Source organism: Mesorhizobium sp. M0587, from assembly GCF_040320945.1.
Lineage (GTDB): Bacteria > Pseudomonadota > Alphaproteobacteria > Rhizobiales > Rhizobiaceae > Mesorhizobium.
Map to the genome: position 1 here is coordinate 33823 of NZ_JAMYQP010000039.1, position 22894 is coordinate 56716.

Consider the following 22894-nt stretch of genomic DNA (forward strand, 5'->3'; position numbering starts at 1 on the left):
GGAGCACATGGCGAAACCCACCGTTGATCAACATTGGTGACGGCTGCTGCCCCAGGCGATGACCTCGCGCTGCTGCTGGATTGGCGCTTCGATACGAGTCCAACGGACTCCCTGACACGGACAGCACGCGAGATTTCGCGAAAAGCGCCATCGAGGGGTATGTCAGCCGCGAGCAGGCCTTCCTTCTGGTGCAGACGGGAGCCGGTGTCGCTGTGCACCCGGACCGCCCGAGCCTTCGCGGTGCTTTTGACAGAACCCCAGCGGCTTGGCGATCCTATCAGGCGCTCGGTTTCCGCCAGATCGGTGATTACGGAGCTACGATATATTCGACCTGGCCCTCAGGCAGCCTCGTCAGCGGTACGAATGGACCGCGTGCCACTGTCGAGCGTGACAGAAACGATTATCAGCGTATTCTTAAGTAACGCCCCCTTGCACGGGGGTGGAGGGCGGTGTGCAGGCGAGCGGGTACGATTTTTCTGCTCATGACACCCAAATGGGTCATGAGCAGTTCCCGCGAAGGGCTATCCTTAAGCACAGCATCCGTGCTCGTGCTGCAGCACCGGGTATTTGGGAACGTCGGTCGAGCGCGTCGAGTTCGGGGTCAACAAGCGTCACGGATGCCTGGAATGTCTGGAATGCCTGCGGCAGATCCATCGCCGGTGATCTTGCTAAACTTTCCAGGAACAGTGCCCCGAGTTCGATGCCGTCGTCGGCTTTCGGAGGTTTCGGACGGAGCCAACTTGACGACGAAGTCGACGTTGCGATCGTGCTTGCGGCCGATATGTCGAGTTCTATCAACCAGAGCGAGGCAGCTTTGGAGCGGGAGGGCTATGCATCTGCCCTGGAATCGGCCGACGTTCTGGAGGTGATCAAGGAGGGCGCGCAAGGCAAGGTCGCCGTCACCTACCTCGAATGGTCGAGCTCGGGTTCCTCGGAAACACGATTGGACTGGGCCATTCTGTCGGACGCGAAGGATGCGTCTTTCATCGCGCAAGCCATTCGAAAGCAGTCAGAACGGCAACGCGCCGATCCGCACGGCTCGAAAACTTCGATCTCATACGCCATCGACGTATCGGCCGATGCCTTCGACAAACTTCCCGTCAGGGCATCGCGCAGGGTCATCGACATCTCTGGCGACGGGACCAACAATGACGGACCTCCAGTTGAGGATAGCCGCCGGCGAGCGGTTCAGAAGATCGTGATCAACGGCCTGCCAATCGGCTACGACGTTGAGAATGGCGAGACTATTCCGGAATATTACGAGCGGCACGTTATCGGAGGACCAGGCTCCTTCATGGTTACGGCCAACAGCGCCGCCGAATTTAGGCGGGCAATCACTTACAAGCTGGCGAGAGAATTGGCATCCATCTCAAACGTGACTCGGCCTGATTTTGAGTAAACCCCTGAGCAAATGGCCAGCGCAGCAAGGAGCCGTCGCGCTGGCATTTTCTCGGATAACGCGATCGGGCAGAAGAATGGCTGGCGCGTGCTTTGACTATCGATCCGGACGGTAACCTCTGCGTCGACAAGGCCTCCGCCACTCCAGGAGAATCGCTGGCCGCCAAGGGACACGACCAATAAGTCGCCGCAAGCCGCGCATGACGGCCGTTGCCATTCGGGAACGGACGAATCCATGTGAGCCGCACGTGGAATCGCAGCGCGATCGTCAGGAGCATAGGTCGAATGCTCCACCCAGTAGCGGACGTCATAATACACGGCTATTTTGTAGCCTCGACCCCAATACTACGGGGCGTAGTCCGGAACGTGCTCGCCCACTTCCAGATATCCTCGAACATCCTTTTGTGCAGGTTCAACAGGAACCGTTGATCGACCACCTCGCGCTTGCGACTGAGGCCCATCGATCCGCTTCCGCAACGCCGAGCTGCTCGATATGACAAGGTGGCGGAAAACTACCTCGCTGCCCTCAAACTCGTCTGCATCCGTATTTGGCGACGCGGTAATGAGTCTACGTCCTAGCCTGCCGCGTGCGCCGTCCATGCGATTGGTGGAAAGACGACGGGGTTTCTTGCTTCCTGCGATAAAGGCTCTGGACGGCTCTTGAAGAAGTCATCGAATCCGAGAAAGAGCCTGCGCGAAGCAGCCTTCATAACTGTCGCTTCACATCGGGTCGAGAGATTTCCTACATCTTGTTGGTGAAGCGTATGTATATCAATACACACGCTTTTTTAGTATAGCGAGGGCTCTTCCGCAGGTTTGGTCCACCGGGGACTCGACTGCTCCCCGCTTGTCGCGGCACTGATCTCCGCCGAAGCAGCCCGCCCACAAACCGTCTGGTGATCACCAACGAGGGCTAACCGGCGGCGAGCTTATGATTAGCTCCCCGGCGAAGTTCAAGACGACGGTGACGCGGACAGGACTCCTTTCCATGGATGAGTCAAAATCGGATCTCGAGGAATGTGAATCCCTTGCCGAACATGCGGAACATTAGAGCTATGTAACTGTTCTAACCCAAGGTGCAGACCCTGAATCCGTTGGATGGAACGATGTCCAGATTGGCGTTTGATTTGGTTTATAATTCGGGGCTGACGGGCGACGACCTGATAGGCGGCTTCGTATCCATGCTGGCCTGCTTACTGCTTTTCAACGTTATGGCGAAGGATCGCCCAAATCGATAGGCGGCTGGCCCGGATCTGACGATCCTTTATTGCCGCTGTTTGGTCGGCGGGCTTTTGCCTGACGCAGCTACATCTTGCCGAGCCGATCACGCCGAGCCTGCTCTTCGCAGAGATTGGATACCGACGGCCTTCCAGAGGTAAAGACAACTCCGGCCGCTTCGAATGCTTGTCGGATGCGGGTGAGGTTGCCCTGACCCGGAATTCTGTTGCCGTTCTCAAACTCCCGGATCGTTTCTTCGCTGAGATTGGACCTGGCGCCAAGTCGCACGCGCGACCAGTTCAATAGCGCTCGCGCTGCTCGCGACTCCTCTGCCGTCAGACCTTGCAAACGACATCTCCGCTCCACGGAACCTCCTGCAGAACATCGGACCGGCCGGAAGGTTCCGACAACAATTCACCGATTGCTAATGGAACGGAAACAGCTCCTGGCTTGCATGCATCCGAGTTTCTGCGCGGAGTTCTGGTGCGTTTAACGGGGCCGCACGGTTGCAGTGGATCAAGCCACCGGAACCGATCCTGGGGTGCGAGGTCCTCCCGCTCGGCGCATGTGAATGCCTCCGTCGGCAACCTAAAATTCCGGTTCTGCAATTCCCCACGCGGCAAAGATCCGCGGGGAGGAGTTCGCGTTTGCCGCTGAGCTCGAGATGAAAGGCGAACAGTTGACCGAAATCGATGCCGATCTTGCGATACGGACGATATGCTGGCCGGATGTGCAACCCGCAGGTCGGATAGCTGCGTAGGCAGCTATCTCGACAGGCGGTTCTCGTCGTCAATCAGAATCAGGCGGATCGGGGCCGCATTGCCCCATTTCCAGAGCACGAGGTTAAGGTCGTTCCCGGTCGCACCGCGGGCGAAGCTCCTCACCAGCAAGCCATGATAGCCGCCGGCGATTAGCCGGCGGGCGAAAGCTTGCGTCCGTGCTTCCCCGCTCGCCTTCATCTGGTCGCGCCATGTGCTGTCGGCGAGCGTGGCATCGTCCATCCCCACCGCCTTTAGAGCGTGTTCATCCCGGGAATTGAAAACGCCATCGATCTCGGCATCGTAGGAGACAAGCGTCGTGGGCTGGAGATTGCCGGCCTGATTGGCTTCGCGCAGCGCCGTCACCACCGACAATGATGCATAGAGAGCGGGCATACCTTTCGGATTGAATCGTCCGCCGTAGAGTTCGGCACCACTGCCTGACAGCGGCTCGCGTGCGTAGACAGGGTTCAGCGCGCGATAGAGCTTTCCCCGATACAGCACCGGGTCAGGCGTGAACGCCGGCGTCGACCGCGTCGACGTATTCGAGCACCTCCTCCACGCGACCGCCGCGCACGAGCTGCATGGCCGTCTGGCCCGAAAACCCGGACAGCGGCTCGGAGCGATACCAGGCATAAGCCACCAATGTCGAACCGAAGCGCGGCTCGATCTTGTTGATTACCTCGACCATCTCGCGCAGTCGGCGCTGGGTCTTGTCGGAGCGGACGCGGTCCTTGCGCTGGACCGCATCCTTGCCGAGTCCGGCTGTCCGGGCGACTTCCTCGCTGGTTGTGCGGAAGGCGTCCGCGATCTTGCGCGGCGCGAAGAACCCATTGTCGGAATACTGAAGCAAACCCATTTGGGCCACCTATAGTCAGAGCGACGGTCTCTTTGACGGAATGTAGCGTCAATGCCAGCGGCATTCAAGAGGGGTGGGAAGCGGGGAATAGGGCGGAGGAAATCCGGTCCGCCGATCGACCGAACCGATGACGCTGAAGCTCACCCGCCGGCTCCTGATCCGGAATCGGGTCGCGAATTGATGCAGCGGCCAGGACGGGTAGGTCGAACCGTAGCGTCTATCGCAATCAGTGGCGGCTATCAAAATCAGTGGCGGCTACTGGACCTCATTGCCGTCAGCGTCCGCCGTGCCATCCTTGAAATCAACCTTTGTGCCTTTTTTCACTATGGCTGCGAGGTCCTCGGCATCCCAGTTGGTCAGCCTGATGCAACCATGCGAAAACGTCGTGCCGATCTTGCCGGGTTCAGGTGTGCCGTGAATGCCGTAGCTCTCGATAGAAAGGTCGATCCAGACCGACCCCACCGGATTGTTCGGGCCGGCAGCAATGGTGAAGGGCCGCTTGGTCTTGACGCCTTTGAAAGCAAAGTCGGGATCGTAGTGATAAGTGGGGTTGTGCACTACGCGTTTAACCTGGGCTTGGCCGCCGGGCGCCGGCTTCTCTTCGCTCCCGATCGAGGCCGGGTAGACTGCGAGCCATTTGCCGGAAGGATCGAGCACGCGCACCAAGCGCGCACCCTTGTCGACCTCGACGCCTGCAGCTGATGGCGGATCGCCGCGCGCGACATCAGGCACCACCACCATCTTGCCGGCCTTGCTGAAGCCAATGCCCGGATTGAGCTTTCTGAGCAATTGCACGCTGACATGGAACCGCTCCGCCAGCTTTTCCGTGGCAGTGCGATAGCCAAGCCTTTTCAGGCGGGCCATCCGCTCCAGGCGAGCCGGTATGCGTTTGGTAAAGGGGCCATGCAAGTCCTTGCGCGTCAGCTCATAGGTGACCAGCACCGGGCTTGCGGACGTTGCCATCAGCTTATCCCAGGTCTCCCGCGAAAGGTTGCCATTGGACGGAATTCCGTGCGCGGCCTGAAACGCCATAACGGCTTTGGTGAAGTTTTCTGAAGGCCGGCCCTCGATCAGGCCCGGCGAAAAACGGGCGCGATCCAAAAGGATCTGCGCTTTGAGAATCGCCGCATCGACGGCCTTCGGCTCGCCCGGAGCAAATTGAGCCTGATTGACTGCGGCCATATCCAGCTTGGCTGCTTCCGTCCGACCGCACACGAGCACAAGTGCCGCTGCGACAACGACAAGGAGCCTGATCATCATGTCACTCCCGGATTCACCAAGCCTGATCCAATGACGCGCCCCGGCCTATCTGGTTCCGCCGAGGCAATAGAAAAAGCGGGAAAGAGGCTCAGAAATTGGAGCATGGGAATGGCAGCTTCTGATCGGAAGTTGACGGCCCGGCAGATAAGGCCGGGCTAAATGCAGGTGACGTGATCACCCGGTTCGGTGGCAGTGGGCTTTCTGCCCGTTTGCAAAGTCGGCCCCTAACTTGACCGAGCTCAAGTTCCCTCCGACGAAGGTTCGCGAAACAGAGCCCGCGGCAACGCGCAATCATCCGCCGTCGGTGTTGCCATGCCTGCCGTGCCAAGTTCCCAGGCCTTGCCCAACCGTCATGGGTGAGTGTGTTGCGTCAGTTCGAGAGAACAGCCGCAGGGAACGATCGATCCTCGGTCCCGTTTAGCAGCATCGCTTCAAGGAGGGTGCTGTGCGGCAGATGGTGTTGGGTGCTCTGGCAGGCCTTGCGGCAACAATGGCCATGACCAGCGCCATGCAGCGGCTCCACCCTTTGCTCAATGACCGGCGTCGATATCCGTTGCCGCCGCGGGAGATCGTCGAGCGCGTGGGCATCGCAGGTGATGAACGGCATGCCCGAACGACTGCACTGCTGGCGCATTTTGGCTTCGGAGCCGTGACAGGTGCTATTTTCGGACTCTTGCCGCGGCGCCGCGGCAGCGGCACGCTCTACGGCCTTGGAGTGTGGGCGGCGAGTTACCTCGGTTGGATCCCCGCAGCGCGCATTCTTGCTCCCGCATGGCGCCACCCAGCACAGCGAAATCTGTTGATGTTGGCTGTGCACATAGTTTGGGGCGCGGCGCTCGCAAAATCTCTCAGCGAATTGGAGGCGACGGAGTTCGAAGCATTCGGCAGGCCCCCGGGCACCCAACCATCAGGCTTGGAACGGCAGGAGCGAGGGCCGCAACGATGAAGCCAATCCCGTTGTGGCTCGACCGTGCGCCTGAAGTCTCGTTTGGCGCCCTCCAGGGCAAGCACGACTTTGACGTCGCGATCGTCGGTGCAGGCATTGTGGGGCTGCATGCAGCTTGTGTCCTGCGTCACTCAGGTCTGAAGGTGGCGGTGCTTGAAGCACGTCAGATCGGACATCAGGCCACCGGCCGCTCCACAGCCAAGGTCACATCTCAGCATGGCCTGAAATACGCTTCGCTCATTCGTCATTTCGGCAAGGACGGTGCGAAACTTTACGCCGACGCGAATGAAAAGGCCAAACAGGAGATTGCTGCACTTTGCTCAGGCATGGCACATAAGGCACGCCTGGAAACCAAAGCTGCCTTCATCTACGGCGAAGACGAACAGCAGGCAGAGAAACTACGCCATGAGGCCGATGCCGCCGCTTCTCTTGGGTTGCCAGCGGAATTTCTATCCGCTGTGGACCTGCCCGTGGCGACCACCGGAGCACTCCGCTTTGCCGGCCAGTATCAGTTCGATCCCTACCTTTATCTTTGCGGGCTGGCTCGCCTCGCGAGCGACGGCAACGTTTCCCTCTTTGAAAGCAGCCGCGTTCTAGAGATCGCAGGCGAGGGGCCCTACCAGTTGAGGCTGGACGGCGGCGTTGTCACCGCCGGCAAAGTCATTGTCGCCACGCAGATGCCTATCGTCGGGGACGGACTGTTTTTTGCCAAGGCCTTTCCCTTCGCACATCCCGTCGCGGCAGCATCACTGCCGCAACATGCAACGATCGACGGCATGTTCATCAGCGCAGGCGAGCCTTCTCATTCATTCCGGACGGCGAGCAAGGACGGCAACCGTTTTCTCGTGGCGGCCGGCGGCGAATTCAAGACTGGCGATCGCAAGGCCGCGGATGAGGCCGTCACCGACATGCTGGCCTTCCTTGAGCGAACATTCGGCATCCACCAGCCGTCGCACCTTTGGATAAATGAAGATTTCCGGTCCATGGACGGGATGGCCTTTGTCGGCCCTGCGAGCTCTTCCAGACCAAGCCTTCTCGTTGCCACCGGTTTCGACGCATGGGGCATCACGCAAGGCACCGTCGCAGCCGAAATCCTGGCCTCGACCGTCCTTGGGGAATCCCATCCGGCGGCCGAAATCTTCGAGGCGACCCGCATCAAGCCGCTCGCCGGCGGGCCGACCTTCCTATCCGAGAACGTCCAGACGGCGGCCCGTCTGGCAAGCGAGCGCATCCTGGGCTCACGAGCTGTCGCTATCGACGACATTGCCCCGGGAGAGGGCGGGGTGATCCAACACAATGGAGAGCAGCTCGCAATCAGCAGAGCACACGATGGTGCTGTCACCGCACGCTCGGCGATTTGTACCCATCTTGGCTGCGTGGTCGGATGGAACCCGATCGATCGAACCTGGGACTGCTCATGCCATGGATCCCGCTTTGACGAAGCCGGTGAAGTGCTTTCGGGTCCAGCGACCAGATCGCTTCAGACGCGAGCGCCGCCGAATGCCGGAAACAGCGAATGAAAGTCCTCGTCACCGGCGCCTCGGGTCTGATTGGAGCTGCGCTTTGCGCGCGTCTTGCGGCCGAGAGATATGAACTCGTTCGTGTGCTCCATCGGGCCGGCTTTGCCCCTGTCCCAGAGGGCCCGCCTGTCCTGCTGGACATGGCGAAAGCCCTGCGGCCGCAGGACTGGACCCCCCACCTGATCGGCGTGGACGCGGTCGTGAACTGTGCCGGCGTCCTGCAGGACAGTGTTCGCGAGAATACGCGCGACGTGCATGCAACCGGCGCTTCGGCCCTGTTTGCCGCTTGCGAGCAGGCCGGAGTGCGAAAGGTCATCCATTTCTCGGCCATCGGCGTCGATCGCCAGCAGCCGTCCGACTTCTCCGCCAGCAAACTGGCCGGAGACGTGGGGTTGATGGCGCGCGACCTTGACTGGGTCATCCTGCGCCCTTCGGTTGTCTTGGGACAGCCGGCCTTCGGCGCAAGCGCGCTGTTTCGCGGTCTCGCCGCTTTGCCTGTATTGCCTGTCATGACCGGCACCGGCCCCCTCCAGGTCGTGCAGCTCGACGACGTGATCTCCACGGTTGGTTTCTTTCTCAGACCCGACAGCCCATCGCGCCTCATTCTGGAACTCGCGGGACCTGAGGCGCTGCCCATGAACACCGTGGTTGGACTCTACCGCCATTGGTTGGGGTGGAGCCGGGCTCGAGAGTTCATCCTGCCCAAAGCGGTCGGAGCCACCCTATACCGGATTGGCGACTGGGCGGCTCTGCTGGGATGGCGCCCGCCAATGCGAAGCAATGCTGCGAAGGAGATCGCCAGGGGCGCCGTTGGTGATCCCCAGCCCTGGACAGCGATAACCGGAATTCAGCCGTCAAGTCTGGCATCCGCACTGAGGCTAAATCCCGCCACGGTACAGGAGCGATGGTTTGCAGGGCTCTACTTCGTAAAGGCGGCGATCTTTGCCGTGCTGCCCTTCTTCTGGATCATGACCGGCATTATTTCCCTCACCACCGGCTGGCGCAGCGGCGTTGAGCTGCTGGTCGACACTGCGGTCGGCGCTTTGGCCAAGCCGGCCGTCGTCGCTGGCGCGCTGGCCGACATGATCGTGGGTGGGTTAATCGCCTGGCGCCCGACCAGCCGACTTGGCCTGTTCGGTGCTATCGCCTTGTCGCTTTTCTATGCGCTGGCGGGCAGCCTCCTGCGCCCGGAGCTCTGGAACGAGCCACTCGGCCCTCTGATGAAAATCCTGCCGATCTTGGTTCTGCACTTTGTGGGGCTGGCGATCCTGGAAGAACGCTGATGGCTTATTTCGTGCTCAAATACTTGCATCTCATTGGTGCGGCGGTGCTGCTGGGGACCGGCGCCGGCATTGCCTTTTTCATGCTCCTGGCCCACCGAACCGGAAACGCGGCGACGATCGCGGCGGTCGCCCGGATCGTCGTCGTCGCCGACTTCCTGTTTACGGCCACTGCCGTGGTCGCGCAACCTTTGACCGGGCTCGCCCTGGCCTGGCAGGCGGGCTATTCGCTGGCCGAAGGATGGATCGTTGTGTCGATACTGCTCTATGTCGTCACCGGCCTATTCTGGCTCCCCGTCGTGTGGATGCAAATGCAAATGCGCGATCTTTCCACGCAGGCGGCCGCGTCCAACCAGCCCCTACCTGAGCGCTACTATCAATTGTTCAGACTTTGGTTCGTGTTCGGCTTCCCAGCTTTTGCCGCCGTGCTCGCCATCTTCTGGCTCATGATTGCGCGCCCACCAATAGAGTGGTCGGCCGCTTAAGACCGGGTGGAGTGCTGGCGAACGCATCGTCGGCATTCCGGGGCAGCCAAAGGCGCAAGTGCATCGGACCCCTTCGGCGGAACCTTCCCGCGACGCGCCAGTTCGGGTGTCAAGGAGAAACCCATGAGTACAAAGCCTCCTCCCGTTCCGGCCGAGAACCTCAGCCCCAAAGGCAGCGGCGACAAGAAGCCGGTGCCCGTCGACCAGGCTCGGCGTGGCGGGTCTGCTGCGGGAGATCCTGACAAGCGAGGCCAGCAAGGCAACACCAAGGTCAACACCACCCACCAGGGACATCAGCAAGATCGGTAGGCCATGTCCACGTCCAAGAAGACCCCGGCCAGCATACGCCACGGCGGTCCTGGCGCGTCGCATGAAAACGCCAAGAAGCCGCAGGCGGTGGAAAAACCGCCCGCCGATCACGATCGGAGTAGACAAACCAGGATCTCCGGCGGAGGAGGCGAGCGCGACAGTCACCATACTCAGGATCCTGACAAGAAAGGCGGCGGCATCCGGCCGTAGGGGCGGCGCTCAGCCACCGGCTATCGGTGCGATAGGCTTTCCGGTCCCTCGCTTTGCCTCATTGCGATCCTCCGTGCCGCGCGCCCGAACAGCTCCGCAAGACATTTTCGCCGACCGGCAATGCTTTCCGGAATTCGTGCTGGTTGGCTTGATCCTGCCCGGCCACGGGAAGGAGTTGGGCCACGTTGCAGCGAGGTCGCCAATCCGCCCATGTCATCAGCGGGCGCGAGTCATAGCTGGTGCAGAATGATGAGGAAGGACAGCATATCGTGAATGGCGGGATCTCCGCATATTGCAAAAGCCGTGTGGCGAGCACCCGGCCCACTGCTTTGTCCACGTAGCGTATGAGCTGGTTCTCCTTTGCGACCTAAGTTAAGTCGCCGTGACAGGAGTGCCAACCATCGGTTCTCCGCTTGCCCTCCACCAAGCTCAAGACGCTGCCCCGCGCAAAATTCTGCCGCGCTCTCGCTAACGTCGGCGGCGTCTGACCTGAATGGCAGCAAGGGTAACCGGACGAAAATCCCAACTGTCGACGCCGACATCATACTGGCGCGGTATCGGGTTCAGTCGGCCATGGGAATGGCCGTGCAGATTGATCGATTTTTTGCCGATCTGGTTCCAGGTGCGAAAAGGATAGTGGCAAAGCACCAAAAAACTGCCGTCCAGCGCAAGCTCCTTGTAGTGGTTCACACTTGTCCAAGCTGACGCTTCGATCGTGGCTGCACCATCGTTGTTGCCGATAATCAGGTGCTTGCGCCCGTTGAGGCAGGACAGCAGCGTAGATACGGTCGAGGCCGGACCCTTGGCAAAATCGCCGAGGTGCCAGACCTCGTCATCAGGAGCAACAGTCTCGTTCCAACGCGCAGCCAGCGTCACATCGTGCTCCTTCAACGAACTGAAAGGGCGCCGGTCGAGGCGCAGAATGCGCGGATCGCTGAAATGGGTGTCGGCGGTAAAGAAGATCATCCTCGGCAACCGGTTGTGATCAGCAATGGTGACGGTCGCCTTTACATCCGATCGCTAGATGGCCGCCTGACTTCGCCAACCATCCTGATGCGCCGCCTCCTTGAGGATCTTGAGCGCTTCCTCTTTGGTGAGGCCGCACTTGCGCGCAAAATAGGCGGCCTCGATCGCACGCTCGCGAGCTGCCAGAAACTGCCTGTGTTGCTTGGCCTTCTTGCCCATTGGATCTCTGTCGCCTGCTGACTGACTGAACTACCAGCGTGCCATGTTGTTCCCCTAGGCCGAGTCACTCAAGGCTGCCAAGCAACCTTAGCAGTCAACGTTCCCCAAGAACGATGTCTAGCCCAGCATCGCCAAGGCGTCAGCCGAACAATAGCCGCGGCAGCGGAGGTCCGGAACCTCGAGAGCCATCAGTGCCCGCGCCGTAGGGAGGTGAGCCGGCGCGGGCCATCGCTCTTCCGATGGTGCAGCTGTGGAGGACCGCTGCCTGCCTCGAACTACGAGACCGTGCGTTTGTTCCGGGGACATTTCACTCGAGCGCGATGCCCAGTTGGGTCATGCCGAGGGCGCCGGTTCCACCGCTATCGGTGCGGACCAGGGCAACATGGTTCGTCAAAGCGCTCCTGAGGCGGCTCTCGCCATGATCGGCAAGCTCGCGACCCTGAACGCCTCGCGCGGGGCCAAGGCGCGTGCGGCCGATGGGTCAGTCACCGCCGGCTTGAGTGCGATCCGGGCTGGCCAACCCTCGCGACGCCGCCACACCGCGGGGAAAGCCGCTGCGGTCGCCATAGTCGCGCGGTCGGGCCTGTCCGCGTGCGTGCCGGGTGGTCAGGCGTTGAGCGCCGAGGATGTCGAGCAACGCCACGCCGGCCACGAGGGCAAGTGCAAGCCCGACATTGTCGCGCCTGGGATTGTCACGACGAAACGCCGCCAGCAGCGTGGCCATGTCCAACCCATCGCCGGCCACGCGGCTCCACAGCCCGGTCCGCTTGTCGACCGAAAGCGAGAGAATGCCGCTGCCGATTTCACGCGCCCCGTAAGCGCGGATCAGATTTGCCTTGCCGCGCAAGCCAAGCGCGCCGGCAATGCGTTCAGCCCCCACCAGCTCGACAACGCCCAGCGCTATGCTGAACCAGCCGAGCTTGCGCGCGAGTTTGTCGGTCGCTCCGAGCGAACTCGGACCGGTTTTCAGGATTTTGGGATCGCCTGGCGATCTGGTGATGGCGGTTATTTTCGCAAGCACGTTCATGACCTCTTCCTAGGGCTTCAACACCACTTTGATGCAGCTGTCCTGCTTGTCGCGGAACACTTTGTACATTTCGGGTCCTTGCTTGAGCCCGACGGTATGGGTGATGACGAAAGACGGGTCGATCTGACCCTCCCCGATGCGACGCAACAGATCATCGGTCCAGCGATTCACATGGGTCTGTCCCATGCGGAAAGTCAGGCCCTTGTTCATTGCCTGTCCCATCGGAACCTTGTCGACCAACCCGCTATAGACGCCGGGGATCGAGATCACGCCGGCAGGCCGGCAGACATAGATCATCTCACGCAGCACGTTTGGCCGGTCGTTTTCCATCAGCATCACCTGCTTTGCGCGGTCATAGACGGTGTCCGGCATAGCCAGCGAGACATGGCTTTCCATCCCAACGCAGTCGATGCATTTTTCGGGGCCTTTGCCGTCGGTAAGGTCGTTCAGTCGCTCAACGACGCTGTCCTCGCGGAAGTTGATTGGTATTGCGCCACCGGCTTCGGCCATGGACAGCCGCTCCGGCAGGCAGTCTATCGCCATCACCTGCTTCGCCCCGAGCAGCACGGCGCTGCGTATGGCCATCTGTCCGACCGGACCGCAGCCCCAAACCGCCACCGTGTCGGAAGGTGCGATGTCGCACTGGACCGCCGCCTGCCAGCCTGTGGGAAAGATGTCGCCGAGGAACAGCGCCTGCTCGTCGGTCAGGCTGTCCGGCACCTTGATATGCGTGCTGTCGGCAAACGGGACCCGCATATATTCGGCCTGTCCGCCGGGGTAGCCGCCGGTCAGATGGGTATATCCGAACAGGCCCGCCGTGGCATGCCCAAACACCTTATCGGCCATGTTCTTGTTGCGGTTTGAGCGTTCGCAGACAGAAAAGTTCTGCCGCTTGCACTGGTCGCACTGACCGCAAATAATGGTGAAGGGTACTACGATGCGGTCGCCCTTCCTGAGGGCACTGCCGACGCCTGAGCCCACCTCGACGACTTCCCCCATCATCTCATGGCCCATGATGTCGCCTGGCAGCATGGCTGGAACGAAGTTGTGGTAGAGGTGGAGATCGGAGCCGCAGATCGCGCAACTCGTCACCTTGATGATGGCGTCGCGTTCCGCCTCGATTTCCGGATCGGAAACTTCATCGCAACGTATGTCTTCCTTGCCGTGCCAAACCAACGCCCGCATCGCTCCCTCCTCTGTTGCCGGATCCGCCAAATAGGGACTGAGCGTTTTCTCCGAAAGCGAGCCAGCGCCGTTCAGATGATCCAATGGGCCAGCTGACAGCCCAACCGGAAGAGTTGGTCGATGTTCCGGACCTCCGAAAAAATCTAAGATATTCCCGGGCTGGTCAGAGCTTAGGCAAGCACCCTTTGGCCGGCACGCTGTAACCGCGGTGTTTCGGCGCTGCTGGACGGCGCAAGCTGTGCGGCGTAGCGCGAAAAAAAGTGCCGGTGCGATGGAACATGATGCTCCCGCTAATGTTGATTTGCCAATCGAGGAGATGTGCCATGAACAGTGTCATTTATCTCGTCGGCTTGATTGTCATCGTGCTTGCGATCCTCTCCTTCCTCGGCTTCCACTAGGAGGGGTCATGCAACGCGAAGGCGATCAGGGCCGAAACGCGGCCGATTTCGAGACAGCCCGTAGCGAAGTGGCCGACAGGCTGGACCAGGAGATGCGAAGTGCCAGGGAGGCGCTTCACGATGCTGGCGATGACCTGACCCGCAAGGCCGGAGACTACGCGGCCGAAACCAAGCAGGTATTGTTCGACAAAGCGCAGGGAGCCCAGCGCGACATCAGCGCCAATCTGAAGGCGATCAGCGGAGCGATGCGGGCGGCGAGCGAGCATCTGGCCAACAACGAACAGCGGACCGCGTCCAAGCTTGCCCTTGATGCCGCCGGCGGGCTGGAGCGCCTGTCTTCCTCGCTGAAAGACAAACCTTTCCAGGACGTGCTCGGCGAGGTCCGATCCTTTGGCCGCAACAATTCGGGTGTGTTGTTTGCGAGTTCGGTTCTGGCCGGTCTGGCGCTGGCGCGTTTCCTGAAGAGTTCGCCACCATCCGGTTCGACATCCCCGGATAAACCTGCAGCAACAGCCGGTGCCAAATCGCCCGCCATGACCGAGAGCGTTGCGCCATCGGGCGAGTCCGCGCGCCGCGGCATGGGGCAATCTGGCGGCTCCTCACGCGGCACGACGGATACGAGCGCTGGAGGAAACCCATGAGCAACACTAATGACCGCAGCCCCGCCGACAATCGCAGTCTCGCGATGCTGGTAAGCGATCTCGCGCAGCAGGTGACAACCCTTCTTCAGACGGAGGGGCGGCTGTTGCGCGCCGAGTTAGCCGAAAAGGCAAGCAATGCCGGCGCAGGTGCAGTCGAGGTTCTGGGGGGTGCCATATGTCTTATCGCCGCCTTAGTGGTTCTGCTGCAGGCGCTGGTGATTGCGTTGGCGAGCGCCGGCCTTGGACCAGGATGGTCCTCGCTGCTGGTCGGCGTGGTCGTCGCCGGTCTTGGCGTCATTCTCTTGCGCACCGGCAAAGCGAGCATGAATGCCTCCGAGTTGACGCCCGAGCGCACACAGGACCAGCTCAAACGTGATGCGCGCGTAATCAAGGAACAGCTGAGATGAACGACAAATCCGCAGCCGAACTCGAGCGTGATGCCGAGATCGCACGCGCGAAGCTGACAAGCACCGCGGACTCGATCCGCAGCAAGATGACTCCTGGCCAGTTGTTTGACGAATTCACCGGAATGTTCGCCGGCGGCGATCTTTCATCGATGATGAACAATTTAAGGACGCAGGTGCGTGACAACCCCCTGCCATTGACCATGGTCGGCGCGGGGCTAGCCTGGCTGATGCTTGGCAAGGGCACGTCAGCCGAAGGCCTCAGCAGTTCCACCAGGACTGACGACGCTGGGGATGGAGGCGTGACTGACTTCTCCGGCTACAACCAGTCGCAAAGTGGTGGCTCCGGTGTTGGCGAGGCAAGCTCCCGGCTGGGTGACAAGCTTTCCGATGCCGCGGATTCGATGGCTTCGGCCGTGGCTGGTGTCACCGACACGGCGGCAAGTGCCGCAAGCAGCGCCAAGAGCACGCTGACTGGCACCGCTGGACTGTTGGGTTCAGGCGCAGCGCAGGCAAGCCGGTCGGCCCAGGACCTTCTGGAAAGTGAACCGCTGGCGGTGGCTGCTGTCGGTCTCGTTTTGGGAACTGTCATCGGCGCGATGCTGCCGCATACGCAGACGGAAGATGAGCAGGTCGGCGCGTACAACAAAGAACTTCGTAACAGCGCCAGACAGGTTCTCGAGCAGGGACTCGAAACAGCCAAGGAGGTTGCATCCGAGGCTTACGTGGCAGGGAAGGAAGAGGCCGACCGGCAGAGTTCTGACTCGGGCTCACAAACGTTGGCTGGCAAGGCGGAAAAGGTTGCGAGATCGACAGCCATCGAGGCGGAGGAAGCCATTCGGGATCGGCTGCCCACACCAGGACAGGACTCCGGATCGACCTCGTAGCGCGGCACCCATCAAGCAAACTCATTCCTCGAAACATTTCACTCGGCGCCTCGGCGGTTCTCAGAGTGCCAACATGACTGCGAGAAAATCAGAAAGGTGCTGTTGATTGCTGGGCGCTGCCAGAAAGGAGGGCGCGTGGCAGGGGAGGGAAATGGGGGCCAGGTCCTGCCGCCAGCAACTAAGCTTTCGCCAAGCTGCGTTTCAGCCGCCGCGAAAAACAATGGAGCAATGGCAGTATGGTTTCCATCTGCGAGCGCGCACCAGCTTTTGCGGGACCGATCTTAGTTAGCGGTCGAGCGGCAATCGCTGGTGAGGAACGCCCGATTGCCGAGCGGCCTTGCGCTCAGTGCCTCGCCGCTAAGGGTTTAGGTTTCTGCTGGTCCTGCTGGTCGTCGCGGTCTTGAGGGTGGGATGTGACGGGCGGCTCGGCCCGGATTACCGGCTCCAGATCATTGGGAAAGTTCGGCGCGTCGACGGGCAGTTGCTCACGCGGGCCTCTCTCCCTTTGGACCAGAGTCGGTAGCATTTCAGCCACGCCGCTCAGGATTTCTTTCACCAACGCGTTCATCACCGCGCCCATTCCGTCTCATGAACTAAAAACGTAATCCGGCAACCAATGTTCCCGCCCGAAGGCTCGGGCTCGCGTCTTGGCAAGTGGAGCGTGGCTGCCGCCCGATCCTTCGGAATTTTAACGCTGCGTCGGTACTGCCGTGGCCATTCTGCAGCCCCCGACAAGGACGGCCGGCACGGCTTACGCCCGGTGAGCTGGCAATCGACGCTTCCTCACCCACCGCATGAGCGGGTTGAGGTGCAGGAAAATTAGTCGCAAAGGCCAAACACAAGTGAGCGTCTCACTCAGTTCGATCATCACAAGACCCCGCCGGCCAAGGCAGGCACCAGCGGACTTTCGCCTAGGTCGAGCCTGCTATAACCAGCACTTCGACCCCCAGTTGCATTCACCGACCGTTGAACCGACCAGGATGAAAACCAGCATCGATCATTTGCCGGAGCACAAGCAGGAGGAACTGGCCCGTGTGGTCGAAATCCTGCATGCCGAATTCGAGGACGCGCTAGCCGAAAGCAGCGCGGAGTGGAAGAAGAACGGCCGTATCCTGAAAATCATCTTGTTCGGCTCGTACGCCCGCGGCGACTGGGTCGACGAGCCGCTGACGATGAAGGGCTATCGCAGCGATTTCGATCTGCTGGTGATCGTCAACAACAACAAGCTTTCCGATTTCGCCTACTGGTACAAGGCGAAGGACCGGCTGGAGCGCGATCGCGCCATCAAGACGCCTACGCTTCATCGTACACAGCCGCCGCTTCGTGAACACGGCACTGCGGCAGGGACAGTACTTTTTCACCGACATCCGCCGTGAGGGCATTGTCCTCTACGAACTCGACGACGAGCCGCTGGCCGAGCCGAAGCCCCAGAGTCCCGCGGATGCGCTCAAACTCGCGCTGGAGCATTTTCATAATCGCATGCCCATGTCGGCGAACTTCCATCGATTGTCAGCCATAGCTTTGTCGGGTGGTATGCTTAAGGAAAGTGCTTTCCTTCTCCATCAGCCCATCGAGCACACCTATTCGACACTGCTGCTGGTGCTCACCAACTACAGCCCACCGTCGCACAAGCTGAGTTTTCTCAGGGCCTTGGCCGAGGACCATGATCGGCGGTTGTCTGGAGCTTGGCCGCGTGAGCAGCAGCGTCATCGCGCCTGGTTAAACACGCTGAACGAAGCCTATGTGAAGGCCCGCTATTCCAAGCATTATGAGATAAGCGAGGAGGCACTTGTCTGGCTGGCCGACCGGACTGCGGAACTTCACACGTGCGCCGAACTGATCTGCGTGGAGCATCTGACGCAAATGAAGGAAACCGCCTGCTCGTAACAACCAGCGGGATATGGAGGCTTGCCGCATTTCCTGTAAGCCTCTCCTCGGCGCACCTGCATCTGGTGCGAACCAACCATGTCACCGTCAGACACCTTCCCTCCGTCGGCTCAAGACGAAGGAGGTCGCCAATCTTTTGCCCCAGAACGGTTGACAAGCATCGCACATACGGCACTCGACCTGCCTGTCGAGAGTTGGTGATCGCGTGGTCTACGCCCTCGCAGATCTGCACGGGCCCACGGGGATAGAAGTCCTCGACCTCTGATCCGGGTGTCGGCCGCGTTATCCGGCCAAGCCCACAGGTCGAGTGAAGTCCAGGAGGGGATCAGCTTGTGCGACCTGCGGGTGGAGCATGACACTGTACTGAGTAGGCCAGAGATTCAGCCGCTGGCTAGCAGCTTACCCGCCTCCTCAGCAGCGGCAATAAACGCTTTACGGACATCCTCGGGCGTCATATCGCCAGCTAAACAGGACATGCAGGCGCGCACGGCAAGATCCCATTTCGGGCCACGATTGCTCCACCCCATGAGTTCCCGAGCTGCACCCTCGACATTGTTGCAGTTGTACGTGATGCCCGGCTTACCGGTTCTTACCGAGACCGGAGGGGTGAACCAATGGAGGCCCATCAGGGCTCTCGGAGGTCGAACAGCACGAACCGACCATGAAGGGTGGCCAAGTCCATGATGGTCTCGACCAATTCGCAGTCGGTCACTTCTAAATCTGGGTCAACTTTGCGAACTGCGGCAACGGTGTCTCGGACTGAGACGATGCTGCCAATCGGGAAGGGACGGATCACCGCCTCGACCAATTCCGCCGCTGTGCCCACCGGCTTATGAACCGCTTGAGATTTTATCGCCCACCCCCATCGCGGAGAAACCCAAGCGGCCATCTTATGGGTCACCAGACGAAGAAATCAAGGTTCGGAATGTACGGCAGTGTCTCAGTTTGATTTCGGCTCTCGACACAAACCGGAAGTTCGAGCTAACCCCCCTTGGCGCCACATGCGGACGTGATACACCGCCTCCATCCGAGCCCAGAGCTCTGTGCGCGTCATGCCCGACTCGCGCGAACGCTCAGCCACCAATCGTCGGGCTTTCCCATGCATCGACGTATCTCGCTGACGATCCAGCCGGCGTCCGTGAGTGCGGACCGCAGGGCAGGCTCGCGCCAGTAGGTCTCGGCATAACGCCGAGGCGCGGCATCGCCGCCATGTCTGGACACATCCTCGCCATCGCCGTCTCTCACCGAGGCGTGTAGTCGACCACCGGTTCGCGTCGCCTCGGCAAGCCGTCCAAGCACCGTGCCGAAATCCTCGCGCGCGACGTGAATCAGGCAGGCACAGGCCCATATCCCGTCGTATGGCGTGCCGGGACGCTGCGGGTCGGCCAGGTCTTCGGTCAGCGGGTCCAACAGGTCGGCCTCGAAGCCAGCCTCGCGAAGCAGTTCGACGAAACCTTTCGCAATGTCGGTGCGCCGGACGCTAATTCCCCGCTTCTCAAGCTCGAGTGCATCTCGCCCGCCACCGCTTCCGATCTCCAGCACCCTGCCGGAGCCGCCCAAATCGGTCACGAACGCATCGATCTCTGACGCGACCCATTTGGGCACCGCCGCGGCCTCGGCAGCGTACTCCGCCGCGACCGCATCATAGGTCCGCACAGTGTCCCGGTCGGTGCTCATCCTAGCGCTCCTCCCTCTGGACAGGCGCCCCGATGAAGAGAACCCATTAGGCCGCAGTTGGTGACATCGTGCACGATTTGCTTTCCAGCCATAGCAGAAACTCGATCTGAGACCCTACCGAACCTACCAAAGTTGATAGCCCACATTCGAGCTTCAATCAGGGGGTTTCGGACGGTTCTTGTCGTCCTTTCTGATCAAGCGCAGCAAGGAGTGTGCCCCAATGGCTAGGCAGGTCCGCATCGACCTTCAAATCCAACACCTGGTGCAGGTAGCGGCGGGTCTCATCGGACGCAACCATTCGCCGAACAGCGTTCGCGGCCGACATCTGCCCTGATTGATGATGCTAAGCCATGAGTGGGGAGACCCTGCTCGACCGGGGCACAACTCCTTTGCGACGGCAAGGTTCCGTCAGCGGTCACCTTCCCTAGTGACGGTGCGACACGAGAAACTCACCAAGGAGAACGGCGCCTACATCGCCAATTCTGCACGCGGACGCTACGCGCCGTCTACAATCATGCCCGCAAGCGTTCGCTCGCACGCTGCCGGCGGATAACCCGGTCCCAGGCATTGACTGGAATGCCGAATATCGGCGCAACACAGGCCGCCGCAAACCCCCTTGTGGAAAAATATCATTGAAGTCTGCTCGATGATGACGCGGTGACGGAAGGCCGCCCATCTGGCTCGGTGCTGCGAAGACGGAGCCGACGTGCGCCTTCACGACTCGAAGGACAGCTCTGCGCCTCATGTCGGCCATAGAGGCGAACTTTGCCTCCGCCCGGAAGCAGACACTGCAATTGACCACGCTGAAGGTCGTGGTCGCGCCAGAGCCTGCAAAGGCGCAACTCGGAGGGCGAACATGCCGCAGCGGAAACAACTTGAAGAAACGCTTCGCTACCCATAGCATGCCGCGCCATGGTGAAATCTGATCGGGAGGTCAGTGAGATCGGTCAGGTTTTTGAGCCAGTGCAAGGTAGGGAGGATAATAATTATGGCTTCCGAAGTACAGGCAAACAACGGCGTTAACGTAGAGGCGCTGCTCGGCGCACGCGAAGCACTTACCAACGCCCCGGAGGCGGCGCAGTTCAAGTGGCGCGCGGCCTGCGAATGGAAGGATGGCACCCACAGCCACTCGTCGGTCGAGAGCTTCTACGGTCTCGGCGAGGATCAGCATCGCAAGACCACCTTCACATTCGACGCAGACCATCCGGAGGTCTTCGCTTCCCAGGACAAGGGCGCCACACCCGTCGAATACGTGCTGGTCGGACTGGCGAGTTGCCTGACCGCCGGCATCGCCGCGGTTGCCCAGAACCGGAATATCCAGTTGAAGTCGGTGAAGGCGACCATCGAAGGCGACATGGATCTCGCCGGAATACTCGGCATCGACAGCGACGTGCGCAACGGCTTCAGCGGCATCACGGTGAAATACAACATCGACGCCGACGCCAAGCGCGAGGACATCGAGGCTATCGTCGCTCAGTCGCAGAAGCGGTCGGCGGTCTATGACATTGTTACCAATCCGACGAACGTCACGGTCGTGGTGAATTGAAAGGCGCTTCGAACCGTAGACTCTCCTGATGAGAGGGTGCGATTAGTTCCGTCACCACAGTGATCGTCGGCGCGGGGCACGCGGGGCTCGCGATGAGCCGCTGCCTCGCGGAGCGCTCTATCGATCATGTGCTGCTGGAGCGCGGCGAGATCGCCCATACCTGGCGCACCGAGCGATGGGATTCACTGCGGCTGCTCACCCCGAACTGGCAGAGCCGGCTGCCGGGCTTCCGCTACGACGGCGACGATCCCGACGGCTACCGGACGATGCCTGAGGTGATCGACTTCCTCGGGAACTATGCCAACGCGATCTCGGCTCCGGTCAGAACCCACACGACCGTGACCTCGGTTCGCAGCGACGGGGCGGGGTATCTTGTGCGCACGGACCGCGGCGAGTGGCGGTGTCGGATCGTCGTGCTGGCGTCGGGCGCGTGCAACATCGCGCGCCTGCCCGACGTCGCCAGCCACGTGCCGCCGTCGGTCGCCATGCTGACGGCACAGTCCTACCGCAATCCGGGTCAGGTCGCCGATGGCGGCGTGATGGTGGTGGGCGCGTCGTCGAGCGGCACCCAGATCGCACAGGAGCTGCAGCGTTCGGGGCGTCAAGTGACCCTGTCGGTGGGCGAGCACATTCGGGCGCCCCGCGTCTATCGCGGCAAGGACCTGGAATGGTGGATGGACGCCGCCGGCGTGCTCGACGAGCGTTACGACGAGGTGGACGACATCAGGCGGGCGCGACGGGTTCCTTCGCTACAGCTTGCCGGCACGCCCGACCGCACCACCCTCGACCTCAATGCGCTCGACGACCTCGGCGTCAGGCTCATCGGTCGTCTTGCCGGCATCACCGAAGACGGCAAGGCCCAGTTTGCGGGGTCGTTGCGCAACATGTGCGCGCTTTCCGATCTCAAGATGGCCCGACTGCTCGACCTCATCGACGAATGGGCGCGCGCCAACGGCCTGGACGCTACGGTCGGGCCGCCGGATCGCCCGCCGCCGACCCGTGTCGAGGACAGCCCGCCGCTCGGCCTCGATCTTGCCGGAGGCGCTATCAGGACGATCATCTGGGCCACCGGCTACCGGCCGGACTACTCCTGGCTGGAACTGCCGGTCCTCGACCGCAAGGGCCACGTCCGTCACGACGGCGGTGTAGCGGAATATCCGGGCCTGTACCTGATGGGGACGCAGTTTCTGCGCCGCCGCAAGTCTGCTCTGATCGACGGCGCTGGCGACGATGCGCGTGATCTCAGCGATCATCTGGCATCGTACCTCGGGCAAAATTCATTCTGCTAGCAGAATCAACGTCTGAGACTCCAGAGGGAACAGGTTGGTTGCCGTACACCCCCGAATTCTGCGCCCCTGCAGTCATATTCCCAAATGCAGCTTTGGCTTCCAGAAGGGGCGGAACAACTCAATCTTGGGACAGCGGTTCATCACCACTTTCAAGCCCGCTTCCTCCGCCAACTGGGCGGCAGCGTCATCGCGCACCCCAATCTGACCCCACAGAACCTTGGCATTGATTGCGATGGCCTCCTGTGCAACTTCCAACAGATCTTCGGAGCGGCGAAAAACCTCAACCATATCCACAGGCCGGTCGATGGCCGCTAGTGACGCGTACACCTTAAGCCCTCTAATCTCATCCAGACCGGGACTGGGGTTGACCGGGATCATGTCGTAGCCGATTTCGTGCAGCACCCTGAGTACCCCATAAGAAAATTTAGTTTTGTCGGGGCTGGCCCCAACCATCGCGATGGTTTTGACCGATTTCAGAATGTCTTGCAGATAAGCCTCCGAATAGGGCTCATCATGATTCATATG

Annotated in this window: 27 protein-coding genes and 1 pseudogene; 15 read left to right on the forward strand and 13 right to left on the reverse strand. The window is 60.9% G+C overall.

The window, feature by feature from the left end:
- Positions 1-451: 451 nt before the first annotated feature.
- On the forward strand, positions 452-1399 hold the full coding sequence (locus NKI49_RS27150) for a DUF1194 domain-containing protein (RefSeq protein WP_352601416.1): 948 nt from the start codon (positions 452-454) through the stop codon (positions 1397-1399).
- On the opposite strand, the gene NKI49_RS27155 is transcribed toward NKI49_RS27150, so the two are convergent.
- The 5 genes from NKI49_RS27155 to NKI49_RS27175 all read right to left on the reverse strand — a co-directional run bounded on the left by NKI49_RS27155 (position 1335) and on the right by NKI49_RS27175 (position 5490).
- Entirely contained in the window at positions 1335-1709 is a 375-nt protein-coding gene (locus NKI49_RS27155; RefSeq protein WP_352601418.1) for a Fic family protein, read from the reverse strand. The two genes, NKI49_RS27150 and NKI49_RS27155, sit on opposite strands and share 65 nt — an antisense overlap.
- Positions 1710-2703: 994 nt before the next feature.
- Positions 2704-2982, reverse strand: coding sequence for a helix-turn-helix domain-containing protein (locus NKI49_RS27160; protein WP_352601420.1), 279 nt, complete (start codon positions 2980-2982; stop codon positions 2704-2706).
- A 398-nt stretch (positions 2983-3380) separates the two neighbouring features.
- Positions 3381-3878: an RES family NAD+ phosphorylase gene (locus NKI49_RS27165; RefSeq protein ID WP_352601422.1), complete on the reverse strand. Its 498-nt coding sequence runs from the start codon at positions 3876-3878 to the stop codon at positions 3381-3383.
- Positions 3879-3882: 4 nt separating this feature from the next.
- The gene (locus NKI49_RS27170) at positions 3883-4233 is read right to left on the reverse strand and encodes an antitoxin Xre/MbcA/ParS toxin-binding domain-containing protein (RefSeq protein ID WP_352601424.1); all 351 of its coding nucleotides are present in this window, start codon (positions 4231-4233) and stop codon (positions 3883-3885) included.
- A gap of 255 nt (positions 4234-4488) precedes the next feature.
- Positions 4489-5490 carry a L,D-transpeptidase family protein gene (locus tag NKI49_RS27175; RefSeq protein ID WP_352601426.1) on the reverse strand — a complete coding sequence of 334 codons (1002 nt, stop codon included), beginning with the start codon at positions 5488-5490 and terminating at the stop codon, positions 4489-4491.
- 457 nt (positions 5491-5947) lie between these two features.
- On the opposite strand from NKI49_RS27175, the gene NKI49_RS27180 reads away from it, so the two are divergent.
- From NKI49_RS27180 to NKI49_RS27205, 6 genes are all read left to right on the forward strand, one after another.
- On the forward strand, positions 5948-6439 hold the full coding sequence (locus tag NKI49_RS27180) for a hypothetical protein (protein WP_352601490.1): 492 nt from the start codon (positions 5948-5950) through the stop codon (positions 6437-6439).
- Complete coding sequence (locus NKI49_RS27185) at positions 6436-7959, forward strand: FAD-dependent oxidoreductase (protein ID WP_352601428.1); 1524 nt, start codon at positions 6436-6438, stop codon at positions 7957-7959. Before NKI49_RS27180 ends, NKI49_RS27185 begins: the two co-directional genes overlap by 4 nt.
- Entirely contained in the window at positions 7956-9242 is a 1287-nt protein-coding gene (locus NKI49_RS27190; protein WP_352601430.1) for an SDR family oxidoreductase, read from the forward strand. The genes NKI49_RS27185 and NKI49_RS27190 overlap by 4 nt, the downstream gene beginning before the upstream one ends.
- Positions 9242-9724 (forward strand): DUF2269 family protein, encoded by a 483-nt coding sequence (locus NKI49_RS27195; RefSeq protein ID WP_352601432.1) that lies wholly within the window; start codon positions 9242-9244, stop codon positions 9722-9724. Before NKI49_RS27190 ends, NKI49_RS27195 begins: the two co-directional genes overlap by 1 nt.
- Before the next feature lie 123 nt (positions 9725-9847).
- On the forward strand, positions 9848-10033 hold the full coding sequence (locus tag NKI49_RS27200; RefSeq protein WP_352601434.1) for a hypothetical protein: 186 nt from the start codon (positions 9848-9850) through the stop codon (positions 10031-10033).
- A 3-nt stretch (positions 10034-10036) separates the two neighbouring features.
- Positions 10037-10243 (forward strand): hypothetical protein, encoded by a 207-nt coding sequence (locus tag NKI49_RS27205; RefSeq protein WP_352601436.1) that lies wholly within the window; start codon positions 10037-10039, stop codon positions 10241-10243.
- Between the two features lie 468 nt (positions 10244-10711).
- Here NKI49_RS27205 and NKI49_RS27210 read toward each other — a convergent pair whose 3' ends face one another.
- From NKI49_RS27210 to NKI49_RS27225, 4 genes are all read right to left on the reverse strand, one after another.
- Positions 10712-11209 (reverse strand): metallophosphoesterase family protein, encoded by a 498-nt coding sequence (locus NKI49_RS27210; protein WP_352601438.1) that lies wholly within the window; start codon positions 11207-11209, stop codon positions 10712-10714.
- Between the two features lie 54 nt (positions 11210-11263).
- A complete protein-coding gene (locus NKI49_RS27215; protein WP_352601440.1) occupies positions 11264-11428 on the reverse strand; it encodes a hypothetical protein in 165 nt (54 codons plus the stop codon).
- Between the two features lie 481 nt (positions 11429-11909).
- Positions 11910-12455 (reverse strand): hypothetical protein, encoded by a 546-nt coding sequence (locus tag NKI49_RS27220; protein ID WP_352601442.1) that lies wholly within the window; start codon positions 12453-12455, stop codon positions 11910-11912.
- Between the two features lie 9 nt (positions 12456-12464).
- A complete protein-coding gene (locus NKI49_RS27225; protein ID WP_352601444.1) occupies positions 12465-13640 on the reverse strand; it encodes a zinc-dependent alcohol dehydrogenase in 1176 nt (391 codons plus the stop codon).
- A gap of 271 nt (positions 13641-13911) precedes the next feature.
- Here NKI49_RS27225 and NKI49_RS27230 point away from each other — a divergent pair, with 271 nt between their 5' ends.
- The 3 genes from NKI49_RS27230 to NKI49_RS27240 are packed head-to-tail and all read left to right on the forward strand — an operon-like array spanning position 13912 to position 15970.
- Positions 13912-14679: a hypothetical protein gene (locus NKI49_RS27230; protein ID WP_352601446.1), complete on the forward strand. Its 768-nt coding sequence runs from the start codon at positions 13912-13914 to the stop codon at positions 14677-14679.
- Positions 14676-15086, forward strand: a complete 411-nt coding sequence (locus NKI49_RS27235) for a phage holin family protein (protein WP_352601448.1) — start codon at positions 14676-14678, stop codon at positions 15084-15086. The genes NKI49_RS27230 and NKI49_RS27235 overlap by 4 nt, the downstream gene beginning before the upstream one ends.
- Complete coding sequence (locus tag NKI49_RS27240; protein ID WP_352601450.1) at positions 15083-15970, forward strand: hypothetical protein; 888 nt, start codon at positions 15083-15085, stop codon at positions 15968-15970. The genes NKI49_RS27235 and NKI49_RS27240 overlap by 4 nt, the downstream gene beginning before the upstream one ends.
- A gap of 343 nt (positions 15971-16313) precedes the next feature.
- On the opposite strand, the gene NKI49_RS27245 is transcribed toward NKI49_RS27240, so the two are convergent.
- Positions 16314-16550: a hypothetical protein gene (locus NKI49_RS27245; protein ID WP_352601452.1), complete on the reverse strand. Its 237-nt coding sequence runs from the start codon at positions 16548-16550 to the stop codon at positions 16314-16316.
- A 400-nt stretch (positions 16551-16950) separates the two neighbouring features.
- Here NKI49_RS27245 and NKI49_RS27250 point away from each other — a divergent pair, with 400 nt between their 5' ends.
- Positions 16951-17346 (forward strand): nucleotidyltransferase domain-containing protein, encoded by a 396-nt coding sequence (locus NKI49_RS27250; RefSeq protein WP_352601454.1) that lies wholly within the window; start codon positions 16951-16953, stop codon positions 17344-17346.
- Positions 17294-17857 carry a HEPN domain-containing protein gene (locus tag NKI49_RS27255; RefSeq protein WP_352601456.1) on the forward strand — a complete coding sequence of 188 codons (564 nt, stop codon included), beginning with the start codon at positions 17294-17296 and terminating at the stop codon, positions 17855-17857. The genes NKI49_RS27250 and NKI49_RS27255 overlap by 53 nt, the downstream gene beginning before the upstream one ends.
- A 380-nt stretch (positions 17858-18237) precedes the next feature.
- Here NKI49_RS27255 and NKI49_RS27260 read toward each other — a convergent pair whose 3' ends face one another.
- Together NKI49_RS27260 and NKI49_RS27265 are read right to left on the reverse strand one after the other, a co-directional pair.
- On the reverse strand, positions 18238-18483 hold the full coding sequence (locus NKI49_RS27260; protein WP_352601458.1) for a DUF982 domain-containing protein: 246 nt from the start codon (positions 18481-18483) through the stop codon (positions 18238-18240).
- A gap of 424 nt (positions 18484-18907) precedes the next feature.
- On the reverse strand, positions 18908-19534 hold the full coding sequence (locus tag NKI49_RS27265; RefSeq protein ID WP_352601460.1) for a class I SAM-dependent methyltransferase: 627 nt from the start codon (positions 19532-19534) through the stop codon (positions 18908-18910).
- Between the two features lie 439 nt (positions 19535-19973).
- Here NKI49_RS27265 and NKI49_RS33490 point away from each other — a divergent pair.
- The 3 genes and pseudogenes from NKI49_RS33490 to NKI49_RS27275 form a co-directional block, all read left to right on the forward strand.
- A pseudogene (locus NKI49_RS33490) lies at positions 19974-20136 on the forward strand (integrase); the annotation flags it as partial.
- Positions 20137-20522: 386 nt separating this feature from the next.
- Positions 20523-21080, forward strand: coding sequence for an OsmC family protein (locus tag NKI49_RS27270; protein WP_023679231.1), 558 nt, complete (start codon positions 20523-20525; stop codon positions 21078-21080).
- Between the two features lie 59 nt (positions 21081-21139).
- Positions 21140-22369: an NAD(P)-binding domain-containing protein gene (locus tag NKI49_RS27275; protein ID WP_352601462.1), complete on the forward strand. Its 1230-nt coding sequence runs from the start codon at positions 21140-21142 to the stop codon at positions 22367-22369.
- A 72-nt stretch (positions 22370-22441) separates the two neighbouring features.
- On the opposite strand, the gene NKI49_RS27280 is transcribed toward NKI49_RS27275, so the two are convergent.
- Positions 22442-22891 (reverse strand): CoA-binding protein, encoded by a 450-nt coding sequence (locus NKI49_RS27280; protein ID WP_031212498.1) that lies wholly within the window; start codon positions 22889-22891, stop codon positions 22442-22444.
- Positions 22892-22894: the final 3 nt, after the last annotated feature.